Raw genomic sequence first — 16,580 nt, forward strand, 5'->3', positions numbered from 1 at the left:
CCGGCGAAGGCGTGTACGACAGCTGAGGCGAGTCGATGAGATCGTCCTAAGGCGTCAGGATAGGGGTGATGTTTTGGTCAAACACGAGAGTTGGTCCGAACAGGACATTCTGGATTTGCCGCCAGAAGAGTCGGACGATTTTGATCGTAAAGGCGGGCGTCTTTTTGATGAAGTGGAAGACAAGGTACTGACGACCATAGCCAAGGCGCTATCAGCCTTCGCTAACTCCGGAGGCGGATCACTTGTGCTCGGCGTGAAGGACGACCGTTCCATCGACGGCATTCCGGCGATGAAAGGTAGGGCAACAATTGCCGACTGGTTGGAGCAGAAGGTTCCGCACCTGCTAGATTACCCGTTGGCTGATTTCAGGGTCCACACGGTCCTTCGCAGGGAACAGTCGCAAATCCCAATCGGCAGAGAGATCATTGTGATCGACGTTGGCGACAGTGCCGCTGCGCCTCATCAAAGTGCACGTGATCACCTGTATTATCATCGCCAGGGCGGCCGGTCGGTTCCCGCCAAACACTTCTATTTGGACCTGCTGCGGCAAAGACTGACACATCCGGTTTTGACGTTGGGGATGCATGGCATCCAAACCCATGCCGCGCAGGAGCTCAATGGCGGAATTTACTTCATTGTGAATTTGACGTTCGTTGTGAGGAACGTGGGGCGAATAGCAGCTCATGAATGGGCGATCTCGTTGCGAAACGTGGAGCACCCCACCGATGGCTTCTTCGACCGCCATCGCCTCATGTTCGAGTATGAACACGAGTTCCAGATTCCGTATTCTTCAGGTGGTATCGAACTCAGGCAACCAATCTTGCCGGGACGGGGTTTGAGGCAAACCCGANGATTCCGTATTCTTCAGGTGGTATCGAACTCAGGCAACCAATCTTGCCGGGACGGGGTTTGAGGCAAACCCGACCGCTAGGGTTCCCGGTATTCTTCCCGGTGGGCGGACCTATTTCCAACATCACTGAGGCCATCGAAGAAAGATTCAAAGGCACTATGTTTCAATTTCAGTTGGCGACGGAATTTTCTGCCGGTGAGATTTCACCTTTGGGTTTGGGGCAACTCATGCCTGTGCAGGAGATGGCACTTATGGCGTGCAAAATGGCTCCGCACTACTTCTCATTGTGATCGACACACCCTGAAACGCGCTAGACTAGGTTCCGGGATCAGCCACCGGATGTTCTGCTTGAATTCCCTGAGCAATCGAAAACTCATTGAGCTTTGCAATGACATGGTCTGTGGCCATGTGAACGGCAAAGCAGATTTCCGATAATTCATGACGGGTCAGGCGAATATTAGTGCCCACCGCAAAGCTTCTTTCCTTCCATGTCAGACGCATGATGATCATCGCGCCCTCGTGGCCGGTAGCAACGTGTCCGGCTTCAATGGCCTCGTGATCTATCGGTTGTTCCGTACCATCGGGGTGCCTCATGAAGACGCCCAAAAAAGACCAACGGATCAGAAGTCGATTGTTTTCGGGGCTCACATCCTTCCGTGAGACGAGGCCCATTCGGTGGGAAAGGCAATTGCGAGCTTTTCGAAAGCTCTCAAACATCTCCCAATACCGCTGATCGAGACCGATAAGCTCCCGCAAACGGCTGTATTGAGCACTGATGCTAAGCATCTCAACTTCGGCGGCGAGCGCGCGCAAATCCGTTGGAATGTAGCTGTGCGTCGCCATCATGTGCTGAATCGGAAAGCAATGCTTCAGAAAGATGGTGAACGCATCTACCAGATCGCGAAGCGCGTTGCCGATGATCCAAGCTTCGAAGTTCTCGTTGAATTGCCTTCGCGTCTCGTCGGAAATTTCACTGGGAACAAGATGATAGCTCATGCGGTCATCGAGCTGGTGGGGCAAAGAAGGAATATGATTTGCGGCATTGGAGCCCAACGCCAGAAAGACCGAAGCTCTCCGAACCCCTAGGTCGGCAGGTCGACGCAAGCGAGCAAAATCAATTCGCACATGCGGTCGCTCGCCAGGTCCGTCAGTAGCTTGGTCCGACATGCTTACTCCGGCAGAGAGTTCAACTGGAATACTCAATCCACATTATTCGCCGGGTTCCGGCGGCCGAGGACGCCACCAGCGCCACAGAATAAGTCCAGCGCCGGCGACAGCGCTGATGATGGTGACGATGTTCGCGCCGTCGGCGAGAAAATCGCTGTAGATGCTACCCGTCATTTGGAGGCTCCTTTCGAGGGATCTTCCTAAAAAGAAAATCTCAACAAAGAGCTTTTGAGCGGTATCGCTTTGCCAAGCACATTTCAAGCTCAAAAATTCGGCTTATTCTACAGAAACATCCTATAAGGAATTGTCAGGCGAAAATGCTATTCAATCAAACAGTTATCTTAAAAAATCACGATTTGTGTCAACTGAGTTATTTGCCGCCGCCAGCATTAAAGGGGAATGCTGCGTGGTTGCCATGCAACAGCCGGTGTTCGGCCTTCCAGACCGATCTGAAACTGAAGCTTGACCCCATCGCCACGGCTCTGAGACTCCAAAACGCGCTGCCGGTCGCGTTGTTTTATTGTTGGAGTTTTTGCTGCAAAATCAGGAAGTCTAGGTCTCTAAGAAGTCTCTCCTTTGAACCCTCGTCGACGGGTGGTGGCGCTGGCGGGATGACCGCCTTGGGTTTCTGACCATCCGGTAGCTTGGTCGCGCGCTTCGGCGGCTCGACCTTTTTCTTTGGTGCTTCGGCGGGTTTCTTCGGTGCCTCGGCGGGCTTGGGGGCAAAGGTGATGATGATCTTGTTGGTATCAGTCCACGCGCTTTTCCAACCCCAACCAAGGCCAGCCTGTGCGGTATTGAAGGGGATCTTGACGATTTTTACGCTGGCTTCCCCCTTCTGCACGAGTTTAAAACTCAGGGTATAGGCCACGGATTCCGGCTTCGTTCGGGTCTCCGCATAGGCATCCTGCAACTGGGCCAGCCAACTGGCAATACCCAAGTCTCCCATCAAACGGATGCCATGCGTCCTGCGTGCTTCAACCGCTTCGTGGTCACAGTCAATTTTATCCTCAACGCCCAAGCCGATCGTGAATTTGTAACCGACCTGCCGGTCGGCTGTGCCCGTCACGTCCGTGGAAAGAGCCAGTGTGGCAGTTTGCGGAACGTAAGGCACATCGTTGCCGGCGCTCCCGTTCCCACCGCCTTCGGCAATCACGTTCAAGGATAGGTCGACTCCAGCGTTCCACTTTTCTTTGTCAGTCAGGAAGGATGCCGGCCCGACGCCTGTCTTTGTGTTGCCGTCGCGCCCTTCCTTTAGCTCGCACCGAATATTGTCGACGATGTCAGAAATACGCAGCAGTCCGATGTCGGTCTGAAGCTTTGGGACACTTCCGCACCCTGAAAGGGCCAAGCAAATTCCGAATGATCCCCTTATGAAAATTTTCATCATTTGCTCCCCTTGCAGCATCACAACTGATGCATCCTGCAAAGGAAAACACAAACGAGATTTTCATCCGGAAAGTGCTGTCAACAAGTTTTCAAAGTTCAGCGGCCATTTCGATACTTTTCGTTATCTACACGGGTTCCCTCCGGAATTAGACAAGTCCGTGGTTCACGGTAGGATTTCGTCCGTTAGGTATCGCTTCCGTTCTTCCTCTTCGTCTTTCCCAACAAAGTCCCCGTTCGGATGTCGCCCATAGAGACATAGGGGCGACTGCATCGCGGTCATGGCTGACCTTCCCGCTAAGAGCGTCGACTTCATCCTCACCGATCTCCCGCACCTCTGCCGCTACCGCGATCGCAGTGGACGCACAGTGGCCAACGACGACCAACGGCGTTGGTCCCAACCGGGCTTTTACCGAGGCTTGTCGCGTGCTGCGACCGGACAGTTTGTGTGTCAGCCGCATGCCGGCGCGTCGAAGCCGAAGCAGGACCACGCTGAATAGGTGCGTGCGTCGCCTTGGGCCTATTCCCCAAGGTGCGGCCGTCACAACTTTCAACCCAGCGCCAGATATCCTACTGTGAAAGACGCCGGATACGCCGAAAGTTATACATCGACGAAGTTGCAGTCGTGCTGGCATATTGATTTTGTACGTCAATCCATATCACACTATTTGTGTCAGCGCCCTCGGACGGGACCTGCTAAAATAATGCGACGCTCTGCGAAAGAGAATCACAAATGTTTCAAGTTAACGAGCAATGGTCCGGCGCCTTTTGGGCGGGTATACAGGGGGCACTCAAACCTTCATCGCTGGTTACCTTTTTCGGCCCTCTCGTCCTTCATTTGAGCCTAAAATTGGTCAGCAACGATGAGTACACGCGGACCACGCACGATCAAGCCTTCGCAGACACGTTAAAAAATCCATGGGTCTATGGGATTATTGAGTGGAATATTCAGTATTATACCTATCTAATAGCCCTGATATTTTTTGTGGCGAGCTCCTACAACTATTTTTCGGAGTATCACGAGCAACCATCTTACGTTAGAAAAGAGATACGCAGTAACGCGTACGTATACATTGCCTTCATTATGGTTGCGATAAACGTCGTTCTGTTCTTCTACGTGTTATCTAGTTCTGCGACGGTTGAGACGGTGGGCCTGTACACGCCGCCAAGCACCAATCTGGCAGCTAACGATCTCGCGCTGCCCCCGCTCGGTAGCCCTCTAACTTGGGCCCGGGGTGCAGTGCTATTTGGGGGCATCGTTGTCTCGGTCTGCTACGCCGGCGTTTCCCAGCTTCTTACAAGAAAAACATGGCAATGACATTGCACACGCGAGAATAAGCAAGACGATAGTAACATATCCGGCGTGATTGCTCGCGATGCTATTGAAATCCAGCGGGACCTTGGACATAGCGAAGACGTAGGAGTATTGAAAGACGGCTGTGGATACGCAAGACAGAAGAAAATAGAACCTTAACGGCTCCCGTCTAAAGCCGCTGAGCGCATAGTATGACGTTAGGGCCGACGGTTGGAAGGCAAAGACGATAGACCCCACCCATCTTGGGAGCCAATCTGTGAGTTTTGTCACCTCAAAATGGATAACTTTATGAGCTCTCTGTCCGAGAGCCCCGAACCAATACCAAGTGATCGCGCACCCTGTCAGCGTCCCTAATGTGCTGAAAGCTGGGTACAAATAATAGAAGGGTGACTTGGCGGAAAGTAAGGCTATTCCAATTAAGAGGGTCGTCCCAGGAAAATAGATGGTGATGGGGAATAGCGACTCTAATAAAGCGATTAAAAATATCGCTGATAGCGTGATGGGCAGATAGCTGACGGATATGCGTTCCACTGACAGTGTGTAGTCAATCCGCCCGTCGAACGACGCCGAAATGAGGTAAAACACTAATACAACAACTACAAGAACACCTGAATTCCTTAGGAAGCAGCCTGCAATTTGTCTTGCTCGATCAACGGGCGGCAACATACACGCTGCTCATCAGCGCTTTATCCACAATGAAAACGCCAGCGCAATTGGGGATGATTGCTATGGATGACAAAACCATTACTCGTAGAAAGTATTTCATATCGATGTCCTTTTGTAGGTTAACCTAGCACACCTCACCATCTGGTCAATTGCCTTTCACGATCTCAAGACACCGCGGCTTCATGAAGTCGGACGCTATCCCGTCGCACTCATCGGCCACTTCTCGGATGCGCATGGCACCGAAATCCCTACGCTTGGCTTTGACCCCTAGGATGCTTCTCTCCGGTCCTTGACGTCGGCAACACCCCACCACTCAACGTTGCCGCCTTGGGGCGGGACAAGACCGGTCTTGGCGTGTCAATTGCTCGTGGAGGTCGGCGCATCATATGGCGCCCATTCGCCGGGGGCTGTCGGTCCCGCATCCCGCCTGACGGCGGCGCTATGCTGATGCTCCTACGGCCGCCCTGTTGAACCGGTCTCAGGGGCCACGAACTTTCTCCAGCACCGAACTGACTTAGTCCCGCTGGCGGGCATTTCGGTGCTTCCGCCTTGTACGCCCTTCTTTGTTGCGGCCGCTTCGCGGCAGGGCTACGCCGATATGGATGTGCCTGGCGGCACGTTTCCTGTGTGAGGGGAGAGAGGCGCGCGGCCCTCTCTCCCCAGCAAGTCGCCGCGGGCGGTTTCCCCCATCTTCCTCCGCTTCGCTCCGTGCAGACCGGGGAGACCCCTCCGCCCCCGGGACTTGCCCCCCTCGCTCCCCGCTACTCGCCGCGAGGCAGGGGTTCAGGGGGCCTGAACCTCAGGTCAATCCCTGAAATCAACAAGGAGCAAGTCCAAGAACACGAATGAAATCACAATCCCGCTTGGCAAGCTGGTGCCGAGCGCATCCAACGTTCGCCGCGTCAATGCGGTGGCAGGCAGGGCCGCACTGGCTGCCAGCATCGAGGCGCACGGCCTCATCCATAACCTTGTGACCCGTAAGGCCCCGAAAGGTGCCAAGTTCGAGGTCGTCGCCGGAGGGCGGCGACTGGGGGCGTTGCGGTTGCTGCTGGAGGAAGGTCGCACCGTGCAGGGTGTGGCGGTGACCAAGGACTATCCGGTCAGGGCCATCCTGAGCGAGGACGGCAGCGGCACCGAGATTTCTCTGGCCGAGAATGACCAGCGGGAGCCGATGCATCCGGTCGACGAGGTCATCGCCTACCGCGACCTTGTCGAACAGGGCATGGCGGCCGAGGACATCGCGGCGCGCTTCGGTAAGTCCGTGGTTACAGTTCGCCAGCGGCTGAAACTGGCGACCCTCTCGCCCCGCATCCTCGATGCCATGCGCGCCGATGAATTGACCCTTGAACAGGCCAAGGCGCTGGCGTTGAGCGAGGACCATGCGGTGCAGGAGGCTGCATGGTTCGAGCAGGATGGCTGGAGCCGTAATCCGGGGAGTATCCGCTCATTCCTGACCAGCGCCCATGTACGCGGCAACGACCGGCTGGCCCGCTTTGTTGGTGTTGAGGCGTACGAGGCCGCAGGGGGCGGGGTGTTGCGTGACCTGTTCGCCGACGACGATCTGACGTTCCTGACCGACCGGCCCTTGTTGGTGAAGCTTGTCAGTGACCGGCTCGAGGCGGTGGCCGATGAGTTGCGCCCGCTGGGCTGGAAATGGGTGGAAATCAGCCTCGACAGCACCTTCATCCACAGCGGCGGGTTTGGGCGCATCCATGCAGTGCGGCGCGACCCAACCGAGGCCGAGCAAGCGGAACTGTCAGCGCTGGGCGCGCAGTACGACGAATTGGCAGAGGCCATCGACGCCTACCCCGAGGGCGACCCGCAAATTGAGGCCGATGAGGTCAAGCTGCGGGCGCTAGAGAGCCGTATGGAGACCATCCAGAACGCCGCGCAGGTCTTTGACCCACAGGAAATGGCGCTGGCGGGCTGCATCGTGTCGATAGCGCACGGCGGCACGTTGCAGGTGACGCCGGGGCTGGTGAAGGCCGAAGACCGCAAGGCGCTCGACGCGTCGCAGCACGGCCACGAAGGCAACGACCAAGACGAGGCCGACCAAGCGGGACAGGTGGAAGCGCCCGAAGCCGAGGCCACCGGTATGTCGGCGGCCCTCACCGAGGAACTGACGGCCATTCGCACCGCAGCCTTACGCGTGGAACTATCGAACCATCCTGATGTGGCGCTGGTCGCCATCCTGCACGCGCTGGTGAGCCGCGTGTTCTATGACTACCACCATGGGCGCATCGAACCTGTGGTGGAAATCACCGGCCAGCGCCGCAATCTGGTTCCGTCCATCAAGGAGCCGGATGCCTGTAGGGCGTTGAGCGGCTGGAACGAGGTGACGGAAGGCTGGGGACATCGCCTGCCCGGAGACCCCGCCGACCTATGGCCGTGGCTGGTGGCGCAGCCGCAGGACGTGCAACTTGACTTGTTGGCAGCAGTCACTGCCGCCAACGTCAACGCCGTGGTCGCCCGCCACGAACCGGGCAAGCAACGCATCGCCCATGCCGACCGGATGGCTGTGGCGGTCGGGCTGGACATGGGCCTGTGGTGGATGGCCGAGGCGGCCTTCCTCGCACGTTTGTCGAAGGCTGACATCGCCGGGGTGATGCGCGAGGCCGGGTGCGCGGAGGACGCCGCGAAAGCGGTGGAACGCGCCCCGAAAGCCGAAGGCGTCCTGCAGGCCGAGAAGGAACTGGACGGCAAGGGATGGCTTCCCGCAGCGTTGCGGGCTCCTTTGGTCGAGAGTGAAAGCGTGGCAATCGCAGCCGAGTAGGCTCGCATATCGTCCAAGGCCGGGGCAGTGATGTCCCGGCTTTTTTGCGTCCGGAATGCCCTCGGCCCGGTATCGAACCGGTCGAGGCCAGGCGAGGGCGCCCCAGGCCCGCCCCCTCGCGCTCCCCCCCCCAGCCCGCCCGTCCTAAGCAGAGCGCAAGCCATCTGGGTGCGTCCAAAATGTGGGGCTTGTATTCAACAGTATTTTACGATTACGTTAGGACAGGGGATTTTGTTGGGGGATAATAATGAGGACGTTACTTATTGCTCTAAGCATGGTGGTTTGTGGTGCAACGGCTAGCGCAGCCCAAGAGGTTTGCACCGGACTTCTCTCATACACCGGACGGGACATATCCAGTGAAGCCCGAGAGAATGCGATCGCGGCATCACTGTTTACGCAGCACTGTGAAGGTTCGTCTGCTAAGCAGGGGTCCGCGACGAGTGTAGGACTTGAAGCGGTCGTCAAGGCAATCCCCATAAAATTCAACTTTGGCGGATCTTCATCCTCAGAAAAACTGAATAACTTCTGCAGGGTTTACGACTCGCGACGGTCGGAATTTTCGACGGAAACGATAGACACGTCGATAGTCGTGAGAGAGGCCCTCCAGGCTTTTAACACTTGTATTTCACTTGCCGGATCTGGGATTTACTTTAATCCTAAGGTGGGTAAAACCAATTTGGTCATTGACGTGCGCCGCGGTAGTGACGATGCATATATTCGAGGCCTGACGTACGATGCGACATTACTGCAGTGCTATTTACCTCCCACGCCAACGCAGAACGGCGAATCGCAAGGCGCTAAGCTCGCTAATAAAGATTCAGTTCTGCAACTGGACGGGAATTTCGTGCCGATCACGTGTGACCGGTTGCCTCAGAATTCCGCAACCGCAGGGGAGCGAGTTTATCCCAGCGCGGAATTGACGATCGGTACGAGCCGGGGAAGCCTTTTCCTCGGCGTGCCGGCGGATGCGTCGCTGCCTTTACAATTTGCGTCCGACTTATCCGTGCGAATGGCGGCTATCGAAACCGCTTCTACCGCCCTGTCGAAGCGTTCGTTAAGATGCGACAAATCGGAGGCTCAAACGACAGGGCACTATCCCTCCGCCACTGCAGTAATCCCTGCCGGCTCAATTCTAACGGGAGGCGGATGCGCAACTAGCTACTATCCGGAGAGCCCGGACAACGCTCCCACGATGCATTCACGACCTTCCGACGATAAGCTGGGATGGTTCTGTCAAGCAGGCGATCCTCCTAATATCCCATTAACCTCGCTGCGAGTGACCGCATATGCCGTTTATTGCTCGCTTGCGAACTAGCAATAGTTCGGGCGCAGGTCATCCAACTCCTTGAGCCGACCGACAATACGCAGGAACTCGTTGCCACCGGCAGCAGGCGGCGGAAGGGAGATCAATCTTGGCGCAACCGGTGAGTTCACTGGCTGAGCGGCCGGGATCGGCAAGGCTTCAATGCGGCGCGCCACCAGCCAGCAGATAGCGATACCCCGTCGTGGTCATCCACCGGGCCCGCGCGAGATGGGTCTCCCAGGCGCGGAAGGCGCGATCGGGCTCTTTGGCTGGATCGATGCGCAGGACGATCTTGGCAACCTCGCGCCAGTCGGCATCCTCGGCGGCGGCATCGAGCACGCGCATATAGGTCACCATGTGCTCTTGATCGTATCCGGTAAGGACCGGAGACGTCGGCGCCTCGTCGGCGACTTCTGGATCGAGAAGCGGCTTGACCATGCCTGAAGTTTAGCGGCTGTTCGCGGCCACGCAAGCGCTGTACCGCGTGGCTCAGGTTGCGGGCGGGGACTGGCGGCCGCAGATCGTGACGAAGGCGGAGCTGCCCCAAGCCGCCCGGGGTGTGAACATGATGGAATAGTCCTGTGTCCGGGGCGTGGGTCCGAACCAGAAATACGGCGAGGCGCTTTTCGTTTCCGGCAGGTCCATAGCCGGCGTCCGGTCCTCGTCGGCGGCCGGTGTCGGCATGCCGTCCTTGCCGATGGTGATCATCGACACGCCGATGTAGCTGCCGGTTTTGAAGCGGCCGACCAATTCGACCGCGTCGCCAATGTAGCGGAAGCACCCGTCACTTTGGTCGAGTTTGAATTTCTGTGCCGGAGTTGGTTGAGGCTGTTCTTCCTGGGCCGTCGCGGGAGCGACCACGAAAACGGCTGCGGCAGCAATCACGAGCGCTCGAATGGAAGTCATATCTCTCTCGGCAATCTGGATGAAGGCGCAAGCGGCCCGCCAGCAGGTCTATGCGCATCGACCAGGCCGCGATGCTACAGCAGGGAAAAGAACCGTTATCGTTTTTCCAGCATGTGGTTGTAAAAATCGCCTTCAAAGCCCTTCGCCTCGGCCTGGAGCTTGATCAGGTCGCAGTCCATGGGCTGACCCATACAGAACACGGCGCCGTAAGTCGGCCAGTTGAACGTCCGCGCGATGTCGCGTGGACGGTCCCCCTGGTTATAGCCATGGAAGTCATACTTGAAATTCCTGGCTATCAGCACCGCCGTCATGGTGTCGATGATGTTGCTGGTCCACGCCTCCTTGTTGTGAAGGATCAGAATCAGGCTTGGATTCGCCTGCTTCGTCACCTGACCGACGAACCCGACGATGTCCCTGGCGGCGGCCGGTTGGGCAACCATGGAAAGGCTGGCGGCGAGAGCCACGGCACCAAGAATCTGGACGCACGATCGTATTTTCAAAATCATCCTCCTTTGTTGCGATGTAGCTAGAGCTTCGGCGCGGCGGCGTTCCCGTCGCGGATCTTCTTCGCGGCACCTTCGACGGACTTCTGGAACTGGGTAACCTGATCCCGGTCGGCGGCCGCTGCGGCGTCGTCGACCAGCTCGTAGGTGATGGCCGTCACGTAATCGCTTCTGACGTCCATGCCGATCGCCATTTGCTTGTCATGGGCGGCGCTCTTTTTGACTTGTTGGCCCTTGCTCCAGAACCAGCGCATTGACGAGTTGCCATCGACGCTTGGCGGGCCAAACTTCTGGAGGATCGCCGCACGGAGCGTGGCGAGTAACGGGCCTTTGCCGCCGTTGTAGGTGACAAGGCGCCGGACGTCGGTGGAGCGCTGGCCGGTCAGGGGAGATGAGAACTCCACCCTCACGCTTTGGGTGGCTTCAGCATCCTCGGGCCCAGACCAGATCACGTGGGTAAAGTACCTGTTGGGCCCCGTGGCGATGATCTCGACGGTGAAATATTCCTCGTCGAGTAGGAAGCGGCCCGACGAATCCTCGTTGGTGAAGTTCTGGCCGGTCAATATTTTTCGAATGTCATCAAGGGTCTGGCCCAGGCCGACTCCAAGAAAATCGGCTGCGCCACCATTGGGACTGAACAGGCTCGAAGGCAGGGTAGCGGCGGGTACGGTTACTTCAAGGGACAGTTTCTGCTGCGCACTCACGGGCGTCGCGGCTAACGCCAATGCGAACACCAAAGCCCGAATGCGGGTTCGTCTGACGACTTTTACGGCGTCTCGATCCTGCCGGTGATAGCGGGAATCGTTGACGGCCGCGACGGAGGACAAGGCTGCGTTACGTCTCAAAGGTGCACCCATACAGGAGGCTGGAGAGAGACGAGACGTCTACGCACAAATCACGATATTTGCGATCGACTATGGACCGGTCGCGGTTAAGCGCGCCTTCGCTTTTGTGCTCATGTTTTAGGCAAACAGCGCCGATTTCCATGAAAAAAAAGATCAAACATGACAGGAGGATTGTATTGCAAATATCGTGACTTATGGAGAAACATAGGAGTCTTATGTGAATGAAATACGGCTATGCGCGGGTGTCCACTGAAGCGCAGGACTTGGCCGCCCAGATCGAGCGCCTGCAAGCGGCAGGTTGCGAGAAGATTTTCTTTGAGAAGCGCAGCGGCAAAGATGCCGACCGCCGTCAGTTGCAGCGGCTGCTGAAAGCACTGAAGCCCGGTGACGTGGTCCATGCCGTCGTCAGCGACCGGATGGCACGGGATCCCTTTGACATGCTGAATATCCTCAGGACAGTAACAGCGGCCGGTGCCGGGCTGCGCCTGCTCGATGAGCCCTTTATCGATACCACGTCGGAGATGTCAGACCTGATATTGTTCCTTGTTGGGTGGGCCGCCAAATGGCAGCGACGCAGGATCCTGGAAAACACGTCGAACGGGCGCGCCCGCGCCAAAGCCAGGGGCGTCAAGTTCGGCAGGAAGCCCAAACTCACGAAACAGCAACAGCGGGAGGCGCTGGCGCGGCTTGCCGCCGGAGAGGCAAGGGTGCAGGTCGCCCACCGCTTTAATGTCAGCAACAGCACGATCTCGCGGCTGCATCTTTAGCCGCCTTGATATGATAGCGGTCGACAGCATATCGGGGTATCTGCCGAAATACCTTTTATTTTTGCAGATTTTATGCGACAATCTCTTTGAAACGGGAAATGTGCGCTATGTTGTTGGAATTTCGAATAAAGAATTTCCGGTCGTTCCGCGACGAGGCGGTGTTGCAGATGACCGCCAGTAATGACGATTCGCTGCAAGACACCCACACGCGTGAGACTGGGTTGGAAAAGGCCAAGCGGGTGGTCAATTCAGTTGCGATTTACGGTGCCAATGCCAGTGGGAAATCCAATCTCATCCGAGCGCTGCAGTTCATGCAGTTGATGGTGGTGACCTCGAACCAGGTTCAGCCGGATCAGGAAAGCGCGCTGACCCCCTTTTCGTTACGGCCAGATGCCACCGCGTTCCCAACGCTGCTTGAGGCGACCTTCGTCATCGACGGAACGCGGTATCAGTACGGCTTTGAGTTCACACGCCGCGCGATTGTCGAGGAGTGGCTGCATGTTTATGAAACCGCCAAGCCTCAGGTCTGGTTTTCTCGGAAACTCGACGGCAGAACTGGCAAATACAAATATACCTACAGCGACTATTTCCTCGGCCCGAAAAAAGTCTGGGAAGGCGCCACTCGCAAGGAGGTGCTGTTCCTCACGACCGCGATCAACCTTAACAACGAGCAGCTGCGTCCACTCTATCAGAAGTTCGCCGAAGACATGGCCCTGTCTGTCGCAGGCGGAGCAATCGGTGTTGAATTCACCGCAAACTATGTGCAGGACACCAAGAACCGGCAGCGTGTCGTGTCGCTGATCGCCGCGGCGGACACCGGCATCTCCAGTCTATCCTTCGACAAGAAGCGTGGTCAGCAGCTTCAGCTGAATCTGGCGAGCGGTCGACATGAAACGACCGAGGTCGAGATCAACATGCCGCAGCTGGGTCACTTGGCCAACGGGGTGACATACCCTCTCGACTTTCAGGACGAGTCATCCGGAACCCAGATCATTTTTAGTCTCGCCGGTCCTGTGCTCGACATCCTGCAGCGCGGCCGGCTGTTGATTGTGGACGAGCTTGACCGGAGTCTGCATCCTTTGCTGGTGCAACAACTCGTCAGCATGTTCAATGATCCGAAGCTGAACCGGCGCGGTGCCCAGCTGATTTTCACAACCCACGACGTCTCCCTTTTGGATAGCTGGCACCTTCGCCGTGACCAGGTGTGGTTCACAGAAAAGGATGCTGACCAGGTTTCGCATTTCTTTCCTCTGCTCGAGTTCTCGCCGCGGAAAGGAGAGGCCTTGGAAAAGGGATATCTGGGAGGGCGCTACGGCGGGGTGCCGATTTTGGCACCGTTGCAGGACTAGCCCATGGCGCGACGTTCCCGTTCAGAGGCGACATTCCGCCGGCGCGAAGGCCGGAAGAAAGGCGCGCCGCGCATTCTTATCGTGTGCGAAGGCGAAAAGACCGAAACAAACTATTTCAACGCCATTAGGCGTGAGCGACGCATCAGCTCCGCACGGGTCAGGATTATGCCGTCCGATTTTGGCACTGATCCGCTGAACGTGGTGAACTATGCACTCGATCAGTTCCTGAAGGAGGATAAGGCGTTCGATCTGGTTTACGCGGTCTTCGATCGTGATGACCATCTGAATTTCAACAATGCACTCAGCCGAGCGGCTGCCCTCGACGAGTCGCATAAGAACGATGCCGGCGTCCCTGTGCCGTTCAAGGCCATCCCATCCGTTCCCAATTTTGAGCTATGGCTCCTGCTGCATTTCCGTGACGTCTTGGCGCCGATCCATCGGGCAACGGTCTATGCCGAGCTGCGAAAACCTGGCATCTATCCTGCCTATGCGAAGAACATCGCCAGCGCATACGACGATACAAAGGCTCGTATTGCAGCCGCCACGCAGCGCGCCGTTCATCTTCGTGGTCTATTCACGCCTCCCAACGGGACAGATCCCTATACCGATGTCGATGTTCTCGCGGCGACAATCTTGGCGATTCCATCGGCATGGGCCTGAGGCCCGAATGAGAACGCACACCGCCCGCGGACCGCGCGCGACTAAGCAAGCGTTTGGGGGCACGGCCGTACTGCGAAGCATACCACCTATTGATGCTCACGGTTCCTGATTGGCCTGGGCTCCGCCGGGCCGCCACAACAACTTAACGTATCCGACGATTGCTAGCGCGTGCGGTAGTAGACACCCCACGCCAACCCAATGTCGGCAAATGTCCATTCCCGCCGCCGGCCATAGGCGGGGCTCTGGCGCGTACGGCATTCGTTCAGGCCTGTCTCCCGCTGGAACTTCATGAACCACGCCGTGGATTTTGGCTTGCCGTGGGCCGTTGCCTGGACCCGGCGGATGAGATCGCTATGCGCCCAGTGGTCCTGTGGATCGGGGAGGGATGCGGGGTCAGCTAGATAGCTGCGGAGCTTTTGTAAAGTTGCATCTTCGGGTGTCTGGTGGAGGTCTGCGCGGAGTTCTGCAACGGCGAGCGACGCTCCTTGTCGCGCGGCTTCCGTCAGCATGTCGCGCAATTGCGTGCTGGTCAGCACCAACGCTTGCAGGGCGTCCATGAGCCATACTTTCCTTGATGGGATTTGCGGCAGAGATCGCCGCAGGTTCATTGCCTCACAGCCAAAAAATGACGTCAAGCGCTAGACGCCGAGAAGGTCGCCAAGCTTTTGGGTGACAGGACGCATCGGGTCAACAAAGCCAAGATCGTAGATCATGGTCGTTTCAAGGTTCCCCTTGTGGTCGACGTAGTGCGAGATGGCCTCATGCGACACCCCTTGGCCCGCCAGCATCAGCGAGATCGCAATCCGCTTGAGGTCGTAAAGCTGAAAATACTCGGGGACGCCGGGCAGGGCTTTGAACCTGTCCAGCCCCTTGCGGAAGTTGTCGCGGGGCTGTGTCATGTCGGTATGTGACGGGAACAGCAGCTTGCTCTCGGGCCAGCGGTCGCGTTGGGCCTGCACCATCGCGGCAACCCTCGGATGGATCGGCACCGACCGGTAGCCGTACTCATAGAGCGAACGCGATAGCTTGATCCCCTTGGTGTTGTACTTATGCCAGACCAGGGTCGCCAGGTCGAAGTGGTCGAATTCGGCCTTGGTGAGATCGCTGGGGCGGGCCATGGTCAGGAACAGGATGCCCATGTAATTGCAGAGTTCCTGCATCTGGTCGTTGGCGGTGACTAGCCACGCCTTCCGCAGCGCCATGTCGCGCTTGGCCAGGCCATCGAGGTGGTCGACTTCCGGCAGCACCTCCACTGCCGGATAGAAGACATGGGCCGCGATCTGCCGGATCTGCTCGGTCGAGTAGTCGCGGCGGCGACGGATGATCTTCTTCTTCCGGAGCGGATGGCACGGGTTGCGCATGTCGACCAGTTGCATGCGGATTGCCCAGTTAAAGAGCGCACTAACGAGTCCCAAGGCCCGGTTGTACACATGGGGTGACGCGAACTGCGCCTGGAACCGCTCGACATCCGTAGGCTTGATAGACGAGAGCGATCTATCCGCATACATAGCCCCGAAAGCCGTGTACGCCTTACGCTGGTTGTGGCCGCGCTTGTTGGCTTCGTTGTCCTGCCTTAACCACTTTCCCACGAAGGCAGTGAAAGAGTATCTGACCCCCTCTGAAAGCTCACAGACGTGGCTTTCCCAATAGCGGTCGATGACCTCCGCGATTGTCTGAAAGTGCTTCCGACGTGGATCGACGCGGTCTAAGTCGGGATCCTTGCCGGCTTTGAGTTCCTGTTCCCGATTGATGACCGCAAGACGCGCCGAGGCGACACTGAGAACGGTTGCTGTGCCAAGCACGCTCCGGCAGCGCTTGCCGTTAAATCGATAGGCGTGGACAAAGGCCTTGTGGCCAAGCGCGGTGACGCGAAGCCCCAGTCCGGAAACCGAACCATTGTGAATTTGGCCATTGGCAGCGACCGCATAATCCCAGAAAAACTCCTGGTCCTTGTCCACCGGGCAACTTGCTTCAAAAACAGTGTCGTCAGTCAAAAATATCTTAGGCATTTCATGTAACTTCCATGTAACCGATTTATACCAAATGTTACATGGGAAGTGAAGTAATGATTGATACTAGATGTTAAAAAA

15 protein-coding genes are annotated in these 16,580 nt (G+C 57.1%); 6 read left to right on the plus strand and 9 right to left on the minus strand.

The genetic code is table 11. The annotated features are described in order from the left end of the window. Positions 1-73: 73 nt before the first annotated feature. Entirely contained in the window at positions 74-913 is an 840-nt protein-coding gene (locus X760_RS66755) for an ATP-binding protein (protein ID WP_198030543.1), read from the plus strand. A 252-nt stretch (positions 914-1,165) separates the two neighbouring features. Here X760_RS66755 and X760_RS66765 read toward each other — a convergent pair whose 3' ends face one another. The 3 genes from X760_RS66765 to X760_RS66770 all read right to left on the minus strand — a co-directional run bounded on the left by X760_RS66765 (position 1,166) and on the right by X760_RS66770 (position 3,407). Then, complete coding sequence (locus X760_RS66765) at positions 1,166-2,017, minus strand: hypothetical protein (protein ID WP_156948210.1); 852 nt, start codon at positions 2,015-2,017, stop codon at positions 1,166-1,168. A gap of 42 nt (positions 2,018-2,059) precedes the next feature. Further along, entirely contained in the window at positions 2,060-2,191 is a 132-nt protein-coding gene (locus tag X760_RS78940; protein ID WP_023721650.1) for a hypothetical protein, read from the minus strand. A gap of 343 nt (positions 2,192-2,534) precedes the next feature. Continuing rightward, positions 2,535-3,407: a hypothetical protein gene (locus X760_RS66770; RefSeq protein ID WP_198030544.1), complete on the minus strand. Its 873-nt coding sequence runs from the start codon at positions 3,405-3,407 to the stop codon at positions 2,535-2,537. A gap of 729 nt (positions 3,408-4,136) precedes the next feature. Here X760_RS66770 and X760_RS66775 point away from each other — a divergent pair. Together X760_RS66775 and X760_RS66780 are read left to right on the plus strand one after the other, a co-directional pair. After that, positions 4,137-4,721, plus strand: coding sequence for a hypothetical protein (locus X760_RS66775; RefSeq protein ID WP_023721652.1), 585 nt, complete (start codon positions 4,137-4,139; stop codon positions 4,719-4,721). Positions 4,722-6,240: 1,519 nt separating this feature from the next. Continuing rightward, positions 6,241-8,157 carry a ParB N-terminal domain-containing protein gene (locus X760_RS66780; protein ID WP_280940430.1) on the plus strand — a complete coding sequence of 639 codons (1,917 nt, stop codon included), beginning with the start codon at positions 6,241-6,243 and terminating at the stop codon, positions 8,155-8,157. Between the two features lie 1,462 nt (positions 8,158-9,619). On the opposite strand, the gene X760_RS66785 is transcribed toward X760_RS66780, so the two are convergent. From X760_RS66785 to X760_RS66800, 4 genes are all read right to left on the minus strand, one after another. Then, a complete protein-coding gene (locus X760_RS66785; protein WP_023721654.1) occupies positions 9,620-9,898 on the minus strand; it encodes a DUF2285 domain-containing protein in 279 nt (92 codons plus the stop codon). A gap of 51 nt (positions 9,899-9,949) precedes the next feature. Beyond that, entirely contained in the window at positions 9,950-10,366 is a 417-nt protein-coding gene (locus X760_RS66790; RefSeq protein WP_023721655.1) for a hypothetical protein, read from the minus strand. A gap of 95 nt (positions 10,367-10,461) precedes the next feature. Then, on the minus strand, positions 10,462-10,866 hold the full coding sequence (locus X760_RS66795) for a hypothetical protein (RefSeq protein ID WP_156948216.1): 405 nt from the start codon (positions 10,864-10,866) through the stop codon (positions 10,462-10,464). A gap of 26 nt (positions 10,867-10,892) precedes the next feature. Further along, entirely contained in the window at positions 10,893-11,696 is an 804-nt protein-coding gene (locus X760_RS66800; protein ID WP_031194776.1) for a hypothetical protein, read from the minus strand. A gap of 239 nt (positions 11,697-11,935) precedes the next feature. Between X760_RS66800 and X760_RS66805 the strand changes: the two genes are divergently transcribed. The 3 genes from X760_RS66805 to X760_RS66815 all read left to right on the plus strand — a co-directional run bounded on the left by X760_RS66805 (position 11,936) and on the right by X760_RS66815 (position 14,490). Next, on the plus strand, positions 11,936-12,481 hold the full coding sequence (locus tag X760_RS66805; protein WP_023721659.1) for a recombinase family protein: 546 nt from the start codon (positions 11,936-11,938) through the stop codon (positions 12,479-12,481). Positions 12,482-12,588: 107 nt separating this feature from the next. Beyond that, a complete protein-coding gene (locus X760_RS66810) occupies positions 12,589-13,830 on the plus strand; it encodes an ATP-binding protein (protein ID WP_023721660.1) in 1,242 nt (413 codons plus the stop codon). 3 nt (positions 13,831-13,833) lie between these two features. After that, entirely contained in the window at positions 13,834-14,490 is a 657-nt protein-coding gene (locus X760_RS66815; protein ID WP_023721661.1) for an RloB family protein, read from the plus strand. Positions 14,491-14,651: 161 nt separating this feature from the next. On the opposite strand, the gene X760_RS66820 is transcribed toward X760_RS66815, so the two are convergent. After that, a complete protein-coding gene (locus tag X760_RS66820; RefSeq protein ID WP_023721662.1) occupies positions 14,652-15,047 on the minus strand; it encodes a hypothetical protein in 396 nt (131 codons plus the stop codon). An 81-nt stretch (positions 15,048-15,128) separates the two neighbouring features. Next, positions 15,129-16,499: an integrase family protein gene (locus tag X760_RS75310; protein ID WP_084642958.1), complete on the minus strand. Its 1,371-nt coding sequence runs from the start codon at positions 16,497-16,499 to the stop codon at positions 15,129-15,131. Between the last annotated feature and the right edge of the window lie 81 nt (positions 16,500-16,580).

Source organism: Mesorhizobium sp. LSHC420B00, assembly GCF_000503055.1.
Taxonomy (GTDB): domain Bacteria; phylum Pseudomonadota; class Alphaproteobacteria; order Rhizobiales; family Rhizobiaceae; genus Mesorhizobium.

Coding starts and splice junctions, on each gene's coding strand:
- X760_RS66765 (WP_156948210.1), bottom strand. CDS start 2,017: ATGTCGGACCAAGCTACTGACGGACCTGGCGAGCGACCGCATGTGCGA.
- X760_RS78940 (WP_023721650.1), bottom strand. CDS start 2,191: ATGACGGGTAGCATCTACAGCGATTTTCTCGCCGACGGCGCGAACATC.
- X760_RS66770 (WP_198030544.1), bottom strand. CDS start 3,407: ATGATGAAAATTTTCATAAGGGGATCATTCGGAATTTGCTTGGCCCTT.
- X760_RS66775 (WP_023721652.1), top strand. CDS start 4,137: ATGTTTCAAGTTAACGAGCAATGGTCCGGCGCCTTTTGGGCGGGTATA.
- X760_RS66785 (WP_023721654.1), bottom strand. CDS start 9,898: ATGGTCAAGCCGCTTCTCGATCCAGAAGTCGCCGACGAGGCGCCGACG.
- X760_RS66790 (WP_023721655.1), bottom strand. CDS start 10,366: ATGACTTCCATTCGAGCGCTCGTGATTGCTGCCGCAGCCGTTTTCGTG.
- X760_RS66805 (WP_023721659.1), top strand. CDS start 11,936: ATGAAATACGGCTATGCGCGGGTGTCCACTGAAGCGCAGGACTTGGCC.
- X760_RS66810 (WP_023721660.1), top strand. CDS start 12,589: ATGTTGTTGGAATTTCGAATAAAGAATTTCCGGTCGTTCCGCGACGAG.
- X760_RS66815 (WP_023721661.1), top strand. CDS start 13,834: ATGGCGCGACGTTCCCGTTCAGAGGCGACATTCCGCCGGCGCGAAGGC.
- X760_RS66820 (WP_023721662.1), bottom strand. CDS start 15,047: ATGGACGCCCTGCAAGCGTTGGTGCTGACCAGCACGCAATTGCGCGAC.
- X760_RS75310 (WP_084642958.1), bottom strand. CDS start 16,499: ATGCCTAAGATATTTTTGACTGACGACACTGTTTTTGAAGCAAGTTGC.